Origin of the sequence: Teichococcus aerophilus, assembly GCF_014490485.1 — a bacterium.
Taxonomy (GTDB): Bacteria; Pseudomonadota; Alphaproteobacteria; order Acetobacterales; family Acetobacteraceae; genus Pseudoroseomonas; species Pseudoroseomonas aerophila.
On the sequence record NZ_JACTVA010000076.1, the window covers coordinates 1 to 17,199 of the forward strand.

Below are 17,199 nucleotides of genomic sequence, written 5' to 3' on the forward strand. Positions count from 1 at the left end.
AGGCGCGGCGCCAGCCAGGCCGCCGCGGCGCGCGTGTCCAGCATCGCGGCGCCGCAGCCCGGCGCGCCGGTGCAGGCCAGCACGCGCAGGCGCGGATCGGTGGGGGAGACGATCATCCCCAGCGCCGCCGCCGCAGCCGTATCCGTTACGCCGGGCAGCAGCAGGGCGCGCCAGGGGCTGACGCGCAGCGTGCCGTCGCCCTGCCGTTCCGCCAGTTCCGCCAGAGCCGCCAGTTGCGCGGCCTGGAGCTGGCCGAAGGGGGCCGCGACACCCAGCACCGGCCCGGGCAGCGGGCCGACCGCGCAGGGCGCCAGGGCAGGCAGGGGGTTAGCATCGGGCCGCGCCACCAGCCCGGCGGCGGCCATCATGCTCGCGGCGCCCTGCAGGGCCACCGCCTGGTGCATGCGGCGCGCCGGCGCCAGGGTGGCGAAGTGCCGCGCCAGCCGCGTGGCGGCGCCGACAGCATCCTCCGCCGCGCAGGTGGCCACGGCATCGCCGCCGCCCAGGCGGATGTCGACCTGTGGGCCAAGGCAGCGCAGATGCAGGTCGGCGCGCTCCGTCAGCAGGGGCAGCAGGCCACCGCCATCCACCACCACGCCGAACTTGGCCGGCAGCGACGGCCAGGTGGCCATCGCGTCGGCCAGGGCGCCGACCAGGGCCGCGGTGCCAGGGGCGATGCCGGCATCCACGCCCAGCAGCGGCGGCGCCAGCAGGTTGCGCCCGCGTTCCACCCCCGGCTCCGCCCGCGCCAGCCCGGCGGCCACCATGGCGTCGGCGAACATCCTGGCGCCATTGGTGGAGAAGCCGCGCGGCTGCAGGTTGCCGCGCTGCGTCAGGTCGATGGTGCCATTGCCATGGCGTGCCGCCTGGTGGGCGATGAGGCGCGCCTCCGCCGCCGTCAGTCGCGCGGCGTGCGGCTTCACCCGCAGCAACAGACCGTCGCCCGAGAGCATCGGCTCATGCAGGCTGGGGCACCAGCCGCGTGGAGACGGGGCTGGGGCCGTCATCCGCTCAGTTCCTGGCTGATGCTGTTGCGGCGGGGCCGCCACAGATCCTGCCGCAGGGCGCCGGCGAAGGCCGCGCGCAGCGACGCCGCCGCCGCCGGGTTCTGCTGTTCCAGGAAGGCGCGCACGGCGGCATCGCCCAGCGTGGCGTCGAAGATCAGGTCGAACTGCCGGTCCAGCCGGCAGGGCAGGGTGGCGGCGAAGGCGCACAGGCTGTGCAGCGGCCGGGCGATCTCCGCCGCGCCGCAATAGCCATGCCGCATCATGCCCGCGATCCAGGCCGGGTTGGCGGCGCGGGCGCGCACCACGCGGATGATCTCCTCCTCCAACGCCCGGCTGCGCGGTGCGTCGGGGTTGGAAGTATCCATGTGGTACAAGGCGGGTTCGGCACCCAGCAACCGCGCGGCGGCGGCGAAACCACCCTCATGCGCGGCGTAATCGGGGCTATCGAGCAGATCGGTCTCGGCATGGTCCTGGGTGTGCAGGAACGCATCGGCGGCGGCGATGCGCGCGGCAAGGCCCGGCGCATCCGCCTGCCCGGCGAGCCCGGCACCATAGGCGGCGGCGGAACCGTCCAGATAGGCCTGACCGGCCTCCTTCCAGTCCGACACAGGGGAATCCCCCGCGCCATAGCTGCCCGGCGCGGCGCCATAGACCCGCGTGGTCGCCTGCCGCAGCGCCGCGCCCTGCAGCCCGTGCGCGGCGGCGGCCAGCGGGTTCCAGTCCGCCGCCTCCTCCCGCCCCGCGATGGCGCGCACCGCTTCGTCGAACAGCGCGATCTGGTCAGCGAAAGTGTCGCGGAACAGGCCGGAGATGCGCAGCGTCACGTCGATGCGCGGGCGGTCCAGCAGCGCCAGCGGCAGTACCTCGATACCGCCGACGCGGGCGGAGCCGCTGTCCCAAACCGGGCGGGCGCCGAGCAGCAGCAGCGCCAGCGCCAGGTCCTCGCCCCCCGTGCGCAGCGTGGTGCTGCCCCAGAGGTCCAGCACCACGCTGCGGGGATACTCGCCATGGTCCTGCAGGTGGCGGCGCAGCAGCTCGGCCGCCGCCTTCTCCGCCAGCAGCATGGCGGAACGGCTGGGCACGGCGCGCGGGTCGATGGCGTAGAGGTTGCGGCCGGTGGGCAGCACGTCCGCGCGGCCGCGCGTCGGCGCACCCGCCGGGCCGGGCTGGATGAAGCGGCCATCCAGCGCCGCCAGTACCGCGTGGCGCTCCGCATCGGCGCAGGCATCCAGGCGGCCGGGCAGGTCCGCCGCGCCGGGGTTGGCGGCCTGCAGCGCCGCCAGCAGCGCCGCACGCCCGGCTGGCGGGCGGCCCAGGATATGCAGCCCCTCGCGGATCTGCATGTCCTTCACATCGCAGAGCCAGGCGTCGAGTTTCGCCAGCGTCTCCTCCTCCGGCAGGCCGGGGGGGATGGCGCTTTCGGCCAGCAGGCCGGTCTCCTCCGCGCGCCGCAGGATGTCCTGCCGCAGCAGGGCGGTGCGGCGGGCATCCAGCCCATCGGCGGCGGCGTATTCGTCGATCAGCCGTTCCAGTTCCGCAGCGGCGCCGTGCTGGCCGGCGCTTTTCAGCGGCGGCGTCAGGTGGCCGAGCGTGACGGCACCCAGCCGCCGGCGGGCGAAGGCGGCCTCGCCCGGGTTGTTGACGATGAACGGATAGATCACCGGCAAGCCACGCGCGAGCGCGGCCGGCGCACAGGCTGCGGAGACGGCGGCAGCCTTGCCCGGCAGCCATTCCAGCGTGCCATGCGTGCCCAGGTGCAGCAGCGCATGCGCGCCATAGCCCTGCCGCAGCCACAGGTAGAAGGCCAGGTAGGCATGGCGCGGCGGCAGCGCCGGGTCGTGGTAGCTGGCGCGCTTGTCCGCCGCCCGGCCGCGGTCCGGCTGCACCGCCAGCAGCAGCGCGCCCAGCCGCAGGTGGCGCAATGCGAAGCCCTGACGTGTGCAGGCCGGGTCGGCCTCCGGCGCGCCCCAGGCATCCTGCACCGCGTCGCGCAGGCTGGCCGGCAGCGTGGCGAACAATCCAGTATAGTCCTGCAAGCTCAGGAATGGCGTGGGCGCCGCATCGGCCAGCGCGGCCGCCAGGGCCGGGGCCGTCATCGCCGCGCCCGTGGCGTAGCCGGCGCCGCGCAGATCGGCCAGCAACGCTTCCAGGCTGGCGAAGGTATCCAGCCCGACGGCGTGCCCCACCTGCCCGTCGCCCATCGCGCCCGGATAGTCGGAGAGCAGGATGGCCACCCGCCGCGCCGATACCGGCGTACCGCGCAGCCGCGCCCAGCCCGCCGCGCGGTCCGCCGCCAGGGCGATGCCACCGAGATCCGGCCGCAACCGCGTCGGCCGGAAATCCAGGCCGGGCAGGGGGTCTTCCTCCGCCTTGAAGCCGATGGCGGTGGTGGGCAGCCGGCCATCCAGCTCCGGCAACACCACTTGCATCGCCAGGTCGGCCTGGGACAGCCCGCGCGAGGACGCCGCCCAGACCGCATGCGAACTGCCAGAGAGCATCAGCTGCAACACCGGCACCCCCGCCGCATCCAGCGGCGAGGCGTCCTGCCGCCGGGCGGAGAACGCCGTCGCGTTCAGCACCACCGCCGGGTGCAGCGCCGCCAGCGCTCCGGCGATGAACCGCGCTGCCGAGTCGTCCTTCAGGCTGGCGGCGAAGAAGCCATGCGGCGTCAGCCCACGTGCCGACAGCGCCATCGCCAGTTGCTGCACCGGCGCGATGTCCCCCGCCAGCAGGTGGGAGCGGTAGAAGACGATGGCGGCCGCCGGGCCATTGGCCTGCAGGCCGAAATCATGCGTGCCGAAGGCGGGCAGGGGCTCGGGCTCCGCCACCGGGGCGGTGGCCAGCCCGGCTTCCCCCGCCGCCAGCAGCAGCGCCGTGGCCAGGTGCCCGGCGCCACCGTGGCGAAAGCAGCGCTCCAGCCGCGCCAGAGTCTCCGCCGGCATGGTGGAGAGTTCGGCCAGCCGCGCATCCGCCTGCGCTTCCCCGGGCAGCAAAGCCAGCGGGATGCCTTTCCGGCGGCACAGGGCGGATATTTCCTCGGCGCCGTAGCGCCAGTAATCCAGCCCCCCCAGGAGGCGGATGATGACGCAGCGGGAGTGTGCCAGCACCTCCTCCGCGTACAGATCCACCGACATCGGGTGACGCAGCCGCGCCAGGCTGGCCAGCCGCAGGCTGAAGCGCGGCTCCAGCAGCGACGCCCAGGCAGCGGCGGCGGCCGAGAGGTCGCTGTCGGTGAAGGACAGCAGCACCACATCCGCTGGCGCGTGGCCGAGGTCCACCGCCTGTTCGGCGGCGTCCAGGGTCAGGGTCTCGCGCGGCAGCAGATGCATCGGCGGCTATCCGGCGATGGCGGCGGCAATCGCCGCCTTGTCCAGCCCCGTCTGGCCGATGACGACCAGTTGGCCCTGCCGCGCCTCCCCCGGCGCCCAGGCGCGGTCGAAGCGGTGGCTGAAGCGGGTGCCGACGCCCTGCACCGACAGCCGCATCGGCTTGCCCGGCACGCTGGCGAAGCCCTTCATGCGCAGGATGTCGAACGCGCCGGCCACGTCCGCGAGCCTCGCCACCAGCGCATCGGCGCTCGCGACCTCGGGCATGGGAACAACAAAGCTGTCGAAATCGTCGTGCTCGTGGTCGTCGGCGCCATCGTGGTGAGACGGGCGGGCAGCCAGGTCGTTCTCCGCCGCCGCGCCCAGGCCCAGCAGCACGGCGATGTCCAGCGCGCCCTCCCGCGCCGCCACCACCTTCACCTGACGCGGCAGGTGCGCGGCGATCTCGCCGCGCAGGCGGGCGATCGCCGCCTCGTCCAGCAGGTCCGCCTTGTTCAGCACCACCAGGTCGGCGGCGCTCAGCTGGTCCTCGTAGACCTCGGCCAGGGGGTTGTCGTGGTCGAGGTTGGGGTCCTCCTGCCGCTGGCGCTCCACCTCCGCCGGATCGTCGGCGAAGCGGCCATCGGCGACGGCGGGGCCGTCCACCACCGTCACCACCCCATCCACCGTGACGCGGGAGCGGATGGCGGGCCAGTTGAAGGCCTTGATCAGTGGCTTGGGCAGCGCCAGCCCGGATGTCTCGATCAGGATGTGCTCGGGCGGGTTGGGGCGGTCCAGCAGGGCCTGCATGGTCGGGATGAAGTCCTCCGCCACCGTGCAGCAGATACAACCATTGGCCAGTTCGACGATGTTTTCGTCCTCGCAGCCGGGGATGCCGCAGCTCTTCAGCACCTCGCCATCGATGCCCAGCGCGCCGAACTCGTTGACGATGATGGCGATGCGGCGGCCCTGCGCCTGCGCCATTACCTGCCGCACCAGCGTGGTCTTACCCGCGCCGAGAAAGCCGGTGATGATGGTGGCGGGCACCTTGTCGAACGTGCTGCTCATGCGGACGGCTCCTGCGGAACAAAGGAAGGGATGCGGCCAATGACGGCCGAGCGCAACGATTCCGGCCGGCGGGAGGGCAACACCGCCCCGCTGGCGCTGGCGGCATAGGTGGCACCGTAGGCCAGCAGGTCCTCCGCCAGCCCGGCTTCCAGCCCGCCCAGCAGGTAGGTCCATTTGCCCGGCGCGCTGATGGCGATGGCGCAGCCACGCTGGCAGGCGGAGAAGCATGTCACTTCCCGCAGCGCCACCGGGGGCGCCGGGTGGGCGGCAAGCCGCGCTGCCACGGCATCATGCAGCCGGCGGCCGGCGCAATCCTCGCCCGGCACCAGATCCCGCCCAATGCGGCAGGTGATGCAGACATGCAGCTCGGGCTTCGCCGCCCCGCCCACGATTTCCACGATGACGCACCTCGTCCGACCACGCGCGAGGTGCCGACCGCCCGGGCCCGGCACACAGCCAGGCACGGGTCCACGCACCGGCGGCCACCGCCCGCGCGCTTCCGCCATCCGGGGCACCCCGCCCGGCGGCACGATCTCTGGGCGATGGCAGGTCTCCTGGCTCACGGATCAAACACGCCCCGCCGGCCTTCCCGGGTGTGTGTACCCCAGTGGCCTGAGCGGCGGGTCGCTCTCCGCCTACAGTTGCGGGGGCAGCCGCGGCCTTGGCACCGCGTTCCCTTTTCACCTTCCTCGCGGAAGGACCATCTGGGGCGGTTCGTTAGGCTTGGGTGGGGTGGAAGTCAAACGATCACGCCGAAGGCTGGGGACGCTGCCCCCAGGCCCCCGCCGGGGTGGAAAGTCCACCCCGGACCCCGCTGATTGTTTTTGGGCCGTGGTACTCAAGGGGGCATGCTGGGCGCAGGAGCCCTTAAGATTTTCTAAAGGCCGTCCGGGCTGCGGCTTCAGTCGCCGAGGGTCATGGACCCTTAGCGCACCCGGTCTGAGAGACTGACCCAGAAGTCTGCTGGGTCAGGCGGGTCGCCCTCTCCGCGCCAGCTTTGTCGGAGGTTTGGCTCAATGTCCGGCATTGGGCCTGTGCCGCCTCCATGCTGGCACGAAAAACTCCAACCGAGCCCTCAGCCAGCAGGCTTCCGAAACAGTCACGTCATCGCTTCAACGAATGGCGGGGTCTGGGGTGACAGTGTCACCCCAGCTTGGTCCAGGGGCAGAGCCCCTGGCACGCGCCCGCTCTCAAGCCTCGCGGAAATACGGCTCCACCGTCCCGGTCACCTTCATGGTCAGCGGGCGGCCCTTGCGGTCCACGCCCTTGCCGACGGCCAGGCGCACCCAGCCTTCGCTGACGCAGTATTCCTCGACATTGGTCTTCTCGACGCCCTTGAAGCGGATGCCGATCCCGCGTTCCAGCAGCTTCTCGTCGTAGAACGGGCTGGCGGGGTCGTTGGAGAGGCGGTCGGGCGGGGTATCGGACATGGCGTGGGCCTCCTGAGGTCGGGGTCTGCGCGGGTGATAGCCAGCCGGGCGGGCGTTGCGCTAGAGCGCGGTCGCCGAAGGCGGCCCTGGCCGGGGGCGTGGGTCATGCAACCCCGGGGGAAACCGGACGCGCGAACACCGCTTCTGTCGGCGGCCTGCATGCTTTAGGTCTGGCCGCCATGAACCTGACTTTGGTGCTGGGCGGCGCGCGATCCGGCAAATCCCGCCATGCCGAGGCCCTGCTGGCCCGCCACCCCGCCCCCTGGGCCTACCTGGCCACCGCCGAGGCCTGGGACGACGAGATGCGCGCCCGCATCGCCGAGCACCGCACCCGGCGGGATGCCGGCTGGCACACGATCGACGCCCCGCTGGACCTGCCGGCGGCGCTGGCCGCGGCGGGCCACCGCCCGGCGCTGGTGGATTGCCTGACGCTGTGGCTGACCAACCTGATGCTGGGCGCACACGACGTGGAAGCCGCGACCCTGGCGCTGGAGGCCGCCCTGACGGCCCGCGAAGCGCCGACCGTGCTGGTGGCCAACGAGGTCGGGCTGGGCATCGTGCCGGAGAACGCCCTGGCCCGTGCCTTCCGCGACAAGGCGGGGCTGCTGAACCAGCGGATGGCGCGGCTGGCCGGGCGGGTCCATTTCATCGCCGCCGGCCTGCCGCTGGCCCTGAAGGGAGACGTGCCGTGACCGAGGACGATGCCGCCCGCCACCGGGAGAAGATGCAGAAGCGCAAGGCGGTGCAGGATGCCGAGGTCGCCGGCAAGACGGTTGAGAAGGGCCTGCTGATGGTCCACACCGGCAGCGGCAAGGGCAAGTCCACCGCCGCCTTCGGCCTGGCGCTGCGGATGCTGGGGCGCGGCAGGCCCGTGGGCGTGGTGCAGTTCATCAAAGGCGCCTGGAGCACGGGCGAGCGCGGCCCGCTGGAAGCATTGTCTGTTCCTCCTTGGCCCGGCCTGGAATGGCACAGCATGGGCGAGGGCTTCACCTGGGAGACCCAGGACCGGGACCGCGACGTCGCCGCCGCCCGCCGGGCGTGGGAGAAGGTGCTGGAGCTGATGGCCCGCCCGGGCCTCGGCCTGCTGGTGCTGGACGAGTTGTGCATCGCCCTGCGCTACGACTACCTGCCGGTGGAGGAGGTGGTGGCCGCGCTGGTGGCCCGCCCGGCCACCCTGCATGTGGTGGTGACCGGCCGCAATGCCCCCCCCGCGCTGGTCGAGGCCGCCGACCTGGTGACCGAGATGAAACTCGTAAAACATCACTTCTCGGCCGGGGTAAAGGCACAGGAAGGCATCGAGTTCTGATGGCTCCCGCCGCATGACCAGGGCGCTGATGCTGCAAGGCACCGGCAGCAGCGTCGGCAAGTCCATGCTGGTGGCCGGGCTGGCGCGGGCGCTGACGTTGCGTGGCCTGAGGGTACGCCCGTTCAAGCCGCAGAACATGTCCAACAACGCCGCCGTCACGCCCGATGGCGGGGAGATCGGCCGCGCGCAGGCGCTGCAGGCGCGCGCCGCCCGCGTGGCCCCCAGCGTGCACATGAACCCGGTGCTGCTGAAGCCGCAGAGCGAGACCGGGGCCCAGGTGGTGGTGCAGGGCCGCGTACACGCCACGGCCCGGGCGCGCGAGTACCAGGCGATGAAGCCCTCCCTGCTGCCCTTCGTGCTGGAGAGCTTCGCGCGGATGCGCGATGAAGCCGACATCGTGCTGGTGGAAGGCGCCGGCAGCGCCAGCGAGGTCAACCTGCGCACCGGCGACATCGCCAATATGGGCTTCGCCCGCGCCGCCGGCGTGCCCGTGGTGCTGGTGGGGGATATCGACCGCGGCGGCGTCATCGCCAGCCTCGTCGGCACCCATACCGTGGTGGCGGCGGCTGACCGCGCCATGATCCAGGGCTTCATCGTCAACCGCATGCGCGGCGACCTTTCCCTGTTTGCCGATGGCATGGCGGAGATCGCCCGCCTGACCGGCTGGTCTGCCCTCGGCCTCGTGCCCTTCTTCCAGGATGCCCGCCGCCTGCCGGCCGAGGATGCGCAGGACCTGCTGGACGCCCGGCCGGAACGCCGCCCCGGCAAGCCCTGCATCGCCGTGCCGCTGCTGCCCCGCATCTCCAATTTCGACGACCTCGACCCCCTGGCCGCCGAACCCGGGATCGAACTGCTGCTGCTGCGCCCCGGCCAGCCCATCCCGGCCGAGGCCGCGCTCGTCATCCTCCCCGGCTCCAAGGCCACGATCGCCGACCTGGCGGCGCTGCGGCAGGAAGGCTGGGATATCGACATCCTGGCCCACCGGCGGCGCGGCGGCGCCATCCTCGGCCTCTGCGGCGGCTACCAGATGCTGGGCCGGCGCATCGCCGACCCGGATGGCAGCGAAGGCCCGCCGGGCGAGGTGCGTGGCCTGGGGCTGCTGGCGGTCGACACCATCCTCTCCGGCAGCAAGCGCCTGGAAGCCGTGCGCGGCGAGAGCATTGCCGACGGCGTGGCCTTCGCGGGCTACGAGATGCATATCGGCACCACAACCGGCCCCGACACGGCGCGCCCCGTGCTGCGCCTGGGTGACGGCCGGCCGGATGGCGCATCCTCCGCCGACGGCCGCGTGGTGGGCACCTACGCCCACGGCCTGTTCGGCCACGACGCCCAGCGCGCCGCCTGGCTCGCCCGCCTCGGCACCACCGCCGCCCCGCGCAGCCACGATGCGGAGGTGGAAGCGACGCTGGACGCACTGGCGGCGCATCTGGAACAGCATGTGGATGTGGATGCGTTGATTGCTCTGGCCCGGTGACGAGAGGGGAGGGAAGGTTGGGGGAAAGAATTCCCCCAAACCCCCATCTTCTTTTTTCGAGTTTGGTGGCTGTGGGGAAAGAAAGGCTTCTTGGCCCTGGCCGGATGAGTAAACTGGCTGACAGTAAGTGAAGCTTTCGGTCAAGCCTTATGCGCAGGCGGATCGACCCTCAGACTGACGCAGGAAGGTGAGGGGATGAGGTTCTTTGATCGAACCTCCCGCCTGATTCAATTCTCCTGTGTCTTGGCATCAAGACTGGCAGGCGAAGCCATTATGACATTCAAAGGCGACAAAGCCTGAAGCCGGAGCCAAGGGGCTGACGCCGCATCAGCCAAGCCCGTAAAACTCACAAAAGAAAGAAGGGGCATGGGGAATTCTTTCCCAAGCCTTCCTGCTCAAATGAATGCCAATGGGCCTCGTGACAGCCGGCCCAACAGCGCAGCCATGTGCATTCACAAAAAAGGGGCCGCCCCCAGGCGACCCCTCCCAACCCTCAAAGCCCAACCAAACCCGCAGAACAAAGATGGGGGTCCGGGGGAATTCCTTCCCCCGGCCTCACCTTTATTCCTTCACCGCCCCCGTGAGCGACGACACGTAATAGTCCACGAAGAACGAGTAGAAAATCGCCACGGGCAGCGACCCGAGCAGGGAGCCGGCCATCAGCGAGCCCCACTGGTATACGTCGCCCTGAACCAGTTCCGTCAGGATGGCGACAGGAACGGTCTTGTTCTCCGAGGAGGAGATGAAGGCCAGGGCGTAGATGAATTCATTCCAGGAGAGCGTGAAGGAGAAGATGCCGGCGCTGATCAGGCCGGGAACGGCCAGGGGCAGCGTGATCCGGCGCAGGATCTGCAGGCGGGATGCGCCGTCGATGAGGGCGCATTCCTCCAGCTCGTAGGGAATGGACTTGAAGTAACCGATCAGCAGCCAGGTGCAGAACGGGATCAGGAAGGTCGGGTAGGTCAGGATCAGCGCGAAGGGGCTGTCGAACAGCCCCAGCTTGAAGACCATGCTGGCCAGCGGGATGAACAGGATGGAAGGCGGCACCAGGTAGGCGATATAGATCGCCAGCCCGACATAGGCCGATCCCTTGAAGCGCAGCCGCTGGATGGCGTAGGCCGCCAGCACCGAGGCGACCAGCGAGATCACCGTGGCGCAGACCGCGATCAGCATGGTGTTGAACAACCAGCGTGGGTAGCTGGTCTCGAACAGCAGCTTGTTGATGTTGGCGAGCGTCGGGCTGACCACCCAGAACGGGCTGTAGGTCTTGTAGTCGAACATCTCGGCGTTCGGTTTGATCGCCGTGATGGTCATCCAGTAGAACGGAAACAGCAGGATGATGACGAAGCAGATCAGCGGCACGTAGACCGTGACGACCCGCCGTTGCTTGGACTGCCAGGAGAGGGCGGCCCCTTCGTCCGCGGTGTCGGCCTTACTCATCGTCGCCTCCCTGCTGCCACTTGCGCCGGGCGAGGGCAAAATAGCTGAACAGCGTGGCCAGGATCAGGAACGGGATCATCGAGACGGCGATGGCCGCGCCCTCGCCCAGCTGGCCGCCGGGGATGCCGCGCTGGAAGGCCAGCGTCGCCATCAGGTGGGTGGAGTTGATCGGCCCGCCGCGTGTGATGGCGTAGACCAGCTGGAAGTCCGTGAAGGTGAACAGCACCGAGAAGGTGAGCACCACCGCCAGGATCGGCATCAGCAGCGGCGCGGTGATGCGCCGGAACCGCTGCCAGGAGGATGCGCCATCCAGCAACGCCGCCTCGTAGAGCGAGGGCGAGATGGTTTGCAGGCCTGCCAGCAGGCTGATGGCAACGAAGGGAATGCCGCGCCAGACATTGGCGAAAACGAGGGACCAGCGCGCCGCCCAGGGCGTGCCCAGGAAGTCGATGTAATGGTCCAGCAGCCCCAGCTTATCGACCAGCACGTAGGAGATGATCGAGAACTGCGCGTCGAAGATCCACCAGAAGGCAATGGCGGAGAGCACGGTCGGCACGATCCAGGGCAGCAGGATGATGGCGCGCAGCAGCGACTTGAACGGCAGGTTCTCGTTCAGCAGCAGCGCCAGCCACAGGCCGAGGGCGAATTTCAGCGCCGTCGCCACCCCGGTGTAGAATACGGTGTAGAACACCGCCCCCCAGAAGACGCGGTCGTACCAGAGGGATTCGAAGTTCTCGAACCCGATGAACACGCCGCCGCGGCCGATATGCGTATCGGTGAAGGCTAGCCAGATGCCGAGGCCGAGGGGGTAGGTCAGGAAGACCACCAGCAACCCCATGGCCGGCGTCAGGCAGGCGATGATCAGGAAGATCTTGGAATCGAACAGACGCGCCAGCCATCCCTGCTGCACCTGCGGGCGCCGCCAGTTGGTCACGGGTCCAGTGGTCACGGACATGGATCAGGATTCCTCCAGGCTAGCCACGGGGTTTCCCCCGTGGTCGCCTTGGCGTCAGCGATAGTAGCGGCGGGCGCGGCGCTCGGCCTCACGCACCGCTTCCTCGGGCGTCGACTGGCCTGAAGCCGCGGCGGCGAACATCTGCACCACCACGTAGTCGGCGGCGACGGAGCCGGAGGCCTGGCTGATCGGGCCCTTGTAGCCGGACCAGAACTCCACCGTGTTGGTATCCCGGTACACGGCCAGCTTCGGGTCGCCCTTCCACACCTCGCTCTCCGCATAGGCGGCCAGCGGGTGCGCCCAGTAGCCGCCGCACCCGACCAGCCAGGGGTCGTACTGCTCCGCCTCCATCATGAAGCGCAGGTATTCCTTGGCGGCGTTGGGGTAGCGGGTGTGCTTGAACGCCAGCGCGTTCAGCAGCAGCACGTTCTCCGCCATCTTGCCGCCGGGGGCCAGCGGCATGCGGGCCATGCCGGTATCCTCGGCAATGGCGGCGGTCTTCGGGTCGTTCTTCAGCGAGAAGTACATGGAGACGCCGTTCTGCGTCAGCCCGATCTCGCCCGCCGCATAGGCGCGGTTGTTGTTGACGTCACCCCAGGAAAGCGTGCCGGGGATGAAGGTCTGGTACAGTTCCTTGGAATACTTCAGCGCGTTCAACGTCTCGGCGCTGTTGATGGCAACCTTGCCGGCCTCGTCCACCACCATGCCGCCATGGCTCCACAGCAGCCAGTTGCAGAAGGCGTTGCCGTCGCCGACCGCGTTGCCCAGCGCGAAGCCCGCCGGGTGGCCGTTCTTCTTCAGCGCCTGGCACGCACGCAGGAAGCCGGCATGATCCGTCGGCAGGCTGTCGAAGCCCGCTTCCTTCAGCCAGGAGATGCGGTAGACGCAGGGGCCGCCGGAGCCGCCCATCGGCAGCGCGATCCACTGGTCCGTGCCCCACTTCTTGCCGAAGCGCTGCGGCAGGGCCAGCCAGCCGCCATATTTCTGGCCGAGATACGTGGCCAGTTCCGTCATATCCAGCACCTTATCGGCGTAGATGTGCGGGTCGTCCGCCCAGGCCACCACCACGTCCGGCCCGGCGCCGGTATTGGCGGCCACCGCCGTCTGCGGCCGCAGATCCTCCCAGCCGGCGAAATCGACGCGCACCTGCACACCGGTCTGCTGCGTGAACTTCGCGGTATTGGCGCGGAAGATCGTCTCGTCCGCATCGACGAACTTGGTCGGCCGCAGCACGCGCAGCGTCGCACCGCTCTCAATCGGCTGGCGCGGCGGCTGCACATTGGCCATGGGAATCGTGGCAAGGGCGCGGCCGGCGGGCAGCATGCCCGCGGCCAGCGCGCCGGCACCGATGGAGAGGGCTCCACGGCGGGTCAGGTCATACATTCTTGTCATCCTCCTTGTGGGGCGCTGGTTTTTATCTGCGCCCTCCTTGTGTCACGCGTTCAGGCGCTTGCCCGTCTCCCCGTGGAACAGATGCGCCTGGGCCGTGTCGGGCAGGACATGGATCGCCTCCCCCACCCGGGCCGTGATGCGCTCGCGGAAGGCGCCCACCACCAGCGCCTCGCCGCTGCGGCCGGTCACCTGCGTCTCGGACCCCGTGGGCTCGATCAGCGTGATGGTCAGCGGCAGGCCGTCCGGCGCCAGGCGCAGGTGCTCCGGCCGGAAGCCGTAGGTGACGCGCAGCCCCTCGGTCGCCTGCGCACCCGCGGGCAGCGGCCAGCGCGCGCCGCCGCCATCCGGCTGGAAGGCGCCGCCCTGCACCGTGCCCGGCAGCAGGTTCATGGCCGGGGAGCCGATGAAGCCGGCGACGAAGGCATTGGCCGGCCGGTCATACAGCTCCAGCGGCGCGCCGATCTGCTCGACGTGCCCGCCATGCATGACCACGATCTTGTCGGCCATGGTCATGGCCTCGATCTGGTCGTGCGTCACGTAGATGGTGGTGGTCTTCAGCCGCTGGTGCAGGTCCTTGATCTCGGCCCGCATCTGCACGCGCAGCTTGGCATCGAGGTTGGACAGCGGCTCATCGAACAGGAACACCTGCGGGTGGCGGACGATGGCGCGGCCCATGGCCACGCGCTGCCGCTGGCCGCCGGAAAGCTGGCGCGGGAAGCGGTCCAGCAACTTCTCTAACCCCAGGATGCGCGCGGCGCGCGTCACCTCGGTCTCGATGACCTCCTTCGGCGCCTTCGCCAGCGTCATGGAGAAGGCCATGTTGTCCCGCACCGTCATGTGCGGATAGAGCGCGTAGTTCTGGAACACCATGGCGATGTCCCGGTCCTTCGGCGGGACGTCGTTCACCACGCGGTCGCCGATCGACACCTGGCCGCCGGTGATATTCTCCAGCCCGGCGATCATGCGCAGCAAGGTGGACTTGCCGCAGCCGGATGGCCCGACCAGCACGACGAACTCGCCATCCTCAATGCCAACGCTCACGCCATGAAGGATGGCGGTGCTACCGAAATTCTTGCGGACGTCACGGATATCGACTGTCGCCATCGTTCAGCCGGCACCATGCGGGCGCGCGGACCCGTTTGCGCTTTGGCGCATCTTTCTGGACTCCCCTGCGGGCCCCGTTTCATCCGGGCCTCGTCAGGAAGCCTATGCATTCCTGGTATGAGATGGCAACAGCCCTCTCGCCGGCCGGGGCGGCGGATACCGGCCCGTCTCGGCCAGCAGGCCTTCCGGGTGGTGGTGCCTCAGAGAACGGTCCGGGCCGTGTCTTCAAGGGCGGGGCGCCTGCTTGGAGGTTAGAGGAAGGCCGGGGAAGGAATTCCCCGGGCCCCTTCTTTTCTTTTTCGAGTCTTTGCGGGTTTGGTTACTGAGGGCGTGGTCCTGAGAGACGGCTGGTTGCGCCGGAGGTCCAGGACCTCCGGCGACTGAGGATTCAGCCCGCGCGGCCCATTGTTAAAATCAAGCAGCGCCCGCTCTGATTCCTGCAGCGCCACGCCAAACCCGAAGAAAAAAGGTGGGGCCTGGGGAATTCTTTCCCCAGCCTTCCTCGCCGCGTCCCCAACACCCATCAGCCCAGCAGCAGCGCCGCCCCCCACGCTACCGCCACCAGTTGCAGCCGGCAGGCGAGGCGGTAGAGGGACAGCGCGCGGCGCAGGTCGGCCGGCGTTGCCTCGGCACGGCCGTCGCCCATCCAGCCATCGTCCACACGTTGGTCGCCATAGATGCGCGGCCCGGCCAGCCGCAGCCCCAGGGCGCCGGCCATGGCCGCTTCCGGCCAGCCGGCATTGGGGGACCGGTGGTGGCGGGCATCCCGCCACACGGCCCGCATGGCGCCGCCGACATCGGCCCCCGGCGTCAGGCTGGCCGCCAGGATGATCCACAACGCCGCGAGGCGGGAGGCCGGCAGGTTCACCACGTCGTCCAGCCGCGCCGAAGCCCAGCCATAGGCGGCGTGGCGGGCGGAGCGGTGCCCTACCATGCTGTCCGCCGTGTTCACCGCCTTGTAGAACACCGCACCCGGCAGGCCGCCCACGGCGCACCACAGCGCGGGGGCGACGATGCCGTCGGAGAAGTTCTCCGCCAGGCTCTCCGTCGCGGCGCGGACCACGCCGGCCTCGTCCAGGCTCTCCGGATTGCGGCCGACGATCATGGCGACGGCGGCACGGCCACCTTCCAGCCCCCGTTCCTCCAACCCATCCGCCACGGCGGCGACATGCTCGTGCAGGCTGCGCTGGGCCGGCAGGGTGGCGGCCAGCAGCGCCAGCAGCCCAATTCCGGCCCAGTGCAGGCGCAGCAGCGCCTCCTGCATCGCCAGGGCCGGTAGCACCGTGGCTAGCAGCAACAGCAACAGGGCCAGGATGCCCATGGCCCGCCGCCGGGCAAAGGATTGCCCGTCCCGGTTCAGCCGGCGGTCCAGCCAGCCGATCAGGGCACCGAACCAGACGACGGGGTGGCGGATGAGGCGGTAGAGCGGCCTGGGGTAGCCGACCAGGGCTTCGATCAGCAAAGCGCCCGTGGTGATCAGGAGGAAATGGGTCTGCATCGTTCCGTTCGGTGTTGGCGCGCTACCGGGGGCGCTGCCCCCGGGCCCCCGCTGGGGTGACAGGGTCACCCCAGACCCCGCCATCAGTTTTCAGAAATCAGTGTCACGCCGAGGGCCACGACGCTTCACGACTAAGGCCCCAGCCTGCGTGCCTTTAAAAATCCCGGGAAGGCACCACCAACCCGCATAACGCCCTGGCACCAAGCCCCCCCCAAAAGGCTGCCAGCGGGGTCCGGGGTGGACTTTCCACCCCGGGGGGCGTCCAGAGGGGGCCAAGCCCCCTCCGGCCCCGGCGCAAGCAGGCCTTACTCCCCTTCCTCGCTCCCCCACTCCGCCACCCGCGCCAGATGGTCGTAATCGTTGCGGACGGGCTTACGGCGCGGGTGGGGCCGCGCCATGAAGCGGCGGGTGCCCAGCAGGAAGCCTTGCAGCAGCGCCTCGGTATTGTCGCGCGCATCGGCGGCCAGGGCGGCGGGGTCGCCCTTCACCGGGCGCACCTCGCCCGCCGTGCTGCCACCGGTCAGCCGCCAATAGGTCAGGGCGGAGACATGCTCCGGCTCGATCCCCTCGAACCCGCCCACCGCGGCGATGGCGGCTTCCAGCGGCAGCTGCGGCGCGCGGCCATCGGCCACCTCGGCATTGGTCGGCGGCGTGCCGGTCTTGTAGTCGATGATCGAGAGGCTGCGGTCGGCCAGCCGGTCGATCCGGTCGGCGCGCACCTTCAGCGACAGGCCGCCAGCCAGGCTGAGGCCGCCCTTCACCTCGGCATGGCGGGCCATGATGCGGTGGGTGCTGGCCACCGCGGCTTCCTGCGCCACGACGAAATCGCCGATCCGCGCCAGGCGCGGCCGCCAGAAGGCCAGCAGGCCGGGGCGGGCGGCGGCCTGCGCCAGCGCCTTCTCGGCCGCGTCGTCGAACCAGGCGCGGGCCTCCGCCTCCCCGGGCCAGGGCTCGGCGCCCAGGCGGCGGGTCCAGTCGGCCATCGTCTCATGCACCAGGTTGCCGTAGTCGCTGGCGCCGACCTCGGCATCCAGCGGGTCGAACGGCGACAGGCGCAGCACCCGCCGGGCGTAATAGCCATACGGGTCTGCCATCAGCCCGGCGACTTCGGTGACGCTGATCTCGCGCGGCCGGGCTTCCGGCGGCGGGGCCGGGGCGGGGCGCGGGCAGGGGCGCACCTCCGCCGGCACGTCCAGCGCGGCGGCCCAGCCCAGGGCGGG

At 70.2% G+C, this 17,199-nt stretch carries 14 protein-coding genes and 1 riboswitch; of the genes, 3 read left to right on the forward strand and 11 right to left on the reverse strand.

Translation table 11 applies throughout. The features are described 5' to 3' along the window. The 5 genes from IBL26_RS23605 to IBL26_RS23625 all read right to left on the reverse strand — a co-directional run. A partial coding sequence (locus IBL26_RS23605; protein ID WP_187786969.1) for a precorrin-3B synthase occupies nt 1-1,007 on the reverse strand: 1,007 nt, incomplete at its 3' end. Further along, entirely contained in the window at nt 1,004-4,336 is a 3,333-nt protein-coding gene (cobN, locus tag IBL26_RS23610; RefSeq protein WP_187786970.1) for a cobaltochelatase subunit CobN, read from the reverse strand. The genes cobN and IBL26_RS23605, both read right to left, overlap by 4 nt. A gap of 6 nt (nt 4,337-4,342) precedes the next feature. Then, nucleotides 4,343-5,380 carry a cobalamin biosynthesis protein CobW gene (gene cobW, locus IBL26_RS23615; protein WP_187786971.1) on the reverse strand — a complete coding sequence of 346 codons (1,038 nt, stop codon included), beginning with the start codon at nt 5,378-5,380 and terminating at the stop codon, nt 4,343-4,345. After that, nucleotides 5,377-5,778 (reverse strand): DUF1636 family protein, encoded by a 402-nt coding sequence (locus IBL26_RS23620; protein ID WP_367615498.1) that lies wholly within the window; start codon nt 5,776-5,778, stop codon nt 5,377-5,379. The genes cobW and IBL26_RS23620 overlap by 4 nt, the downstream gene beginning before the upstream one ends. Nucleotides 5,779-5,907: 129 nt before the next feature. Continuing rightward, nucleotides 5,908-6,100, reverse strand: a riboswitch (cobalamin riboswitch). A gap of 470 nt (nt 6,101-6,570) precedes the next feature. Further along, complete coding sequence (locus tag IBL26_RS23625; protein ID WP_187786972.1) at nt 6,571-6,810, reverse strand: DUF3297 family protein; 240 nt, start codon at nt 6,808-6,810, stop codon at nt 6,571-6,573. Nucleotides 6,811-6,989: 179 nt separating this feature from the next. Between IBL26_RS23625 and cobU the strand changes: the two genes are divergently transcribed. Genes cobU through IBL26_RS23640 form a run of 3 tightly spaced genes read left to right on the forward strand, consistent with a single transcriptional unit; the run spans nt 6,990 to nt 9,590 of the window. Further along, the gene (cobU, locus tag IBL26_RS23630; RefSeq protein ID WP_187786973.1) at nt 6,990-7,502 is read left to right on the forward strand and encodes a bifunctional adenosylcobinamide kinase/adenosylcobinamide-phosphate guanylyltransferase; all 513 of its coding nucleotides are present in this window, start codon (nt 6,990-6,992) and stop codon (nt 7,500-7,502) included. Beyond that, nucleotides 7,499-8,116 (forward strand): cob(I)yrinic acid a,c-diamide adenosyltransferase, encoded by a 618-nt coding sequence (gene cobO, locus IBL26_RS23635; RefSeq protein WP_187786974.1) that lies wholly within the window; start codon nt 7,499-7,501, stop codon nt 8,114-8,116. Before cobU ends, cobO begins: the two co-directional genes overlap by 4 nt. Nucleotides 8,117-8,129: 13 nt before the next feature. Then, entirely contained in the window at nt 8,130-9,590 is a 1,461-nt protein-coding gene (locus IBL26_RS23640) for a cobyric acid synthase (RefSeq protein WP_187786975.1), read from the forward strand. Nucleotides 9,591-10,151: 561 nt separating this feature from the next. Here the strand turns inward: IBL26_RS23640 and IBL26_RS23645 are convergent. From IBL26_RS23645 to IBL26_RS23670, 6 genes are all read right to left on the reverse strand, one after another. Beyond that, entirely contained in the window at nt 10,152-11,030 is an 879-nt protein-coding gene (locus IBL26_RS23645) for a carbohydrate ABC transporter permease (protein ID WP_187786976.1), read from the reverse strand. Beyond that, nucleotides 11,023-11,985 carry a carbohydrate ABC transporter permease gene (locus tag IBL26_RS23650; protein ID WP_187786977.1) on the reverse strand — a complete coding sequence of 321 codons (963 nt, stop codon included), beginning with the start codon at nt 11,983-11,985 and terminating at the stop codon, nt 11,023-11,025. Before IBL26_RS23650 ends, IBL26_RS23645 begins: the two co-directional genes overlap by 8 nt. A 54-nt stretch (nt 11,986-12,039) precedes the next feature. After that, entirely contained in the window at nt 12,040-13,368 is a 1,329-nt protein-coding gene (locus tag IBL26_RS23655; protein ID WP_187786978.1) for an ABC transporter substrate-binding protein, read from the reverse strand. A gap of 51 nt (nt 13,369-13,419) precedes the next feature. Further along, complete coding sequence (locus IBL26_RS23660) at nt 13,420-14,481, reverse strand: ABC transporter ATP-binding protein (RefSeq protein WP_187786979.1); 1,062 nt, start codon at nt 14,479-14,481, stop codon at nt 13,420-13,422. Between the two features lie 523 nt (nt 14,482-15,004). After that, nucleotides 15,005-15,979 (reverse strand): adenosylcobinamide-phosphate synthase CbiB, encoded by a 975-nt coding sequence (cbiB, locus tag IBL26_RS23665; RefSeq protein WP_187786980.1) that lies wholly within the window; start codon nt 15,977-15,979, stop codon nt 15,005-15,007. Between the two features lie 305 nt (nt 15,980-16,284). After that, nucleotides 16,285-17,199, reverse strand: a 915-nt coding sequence (locus IBL26_RS23670; RefSeq protein ID WP_187786981.1) for a PD-(D/E)XK nuclease family protein, incomplete at its 5' end; no start/stop codon positions are given.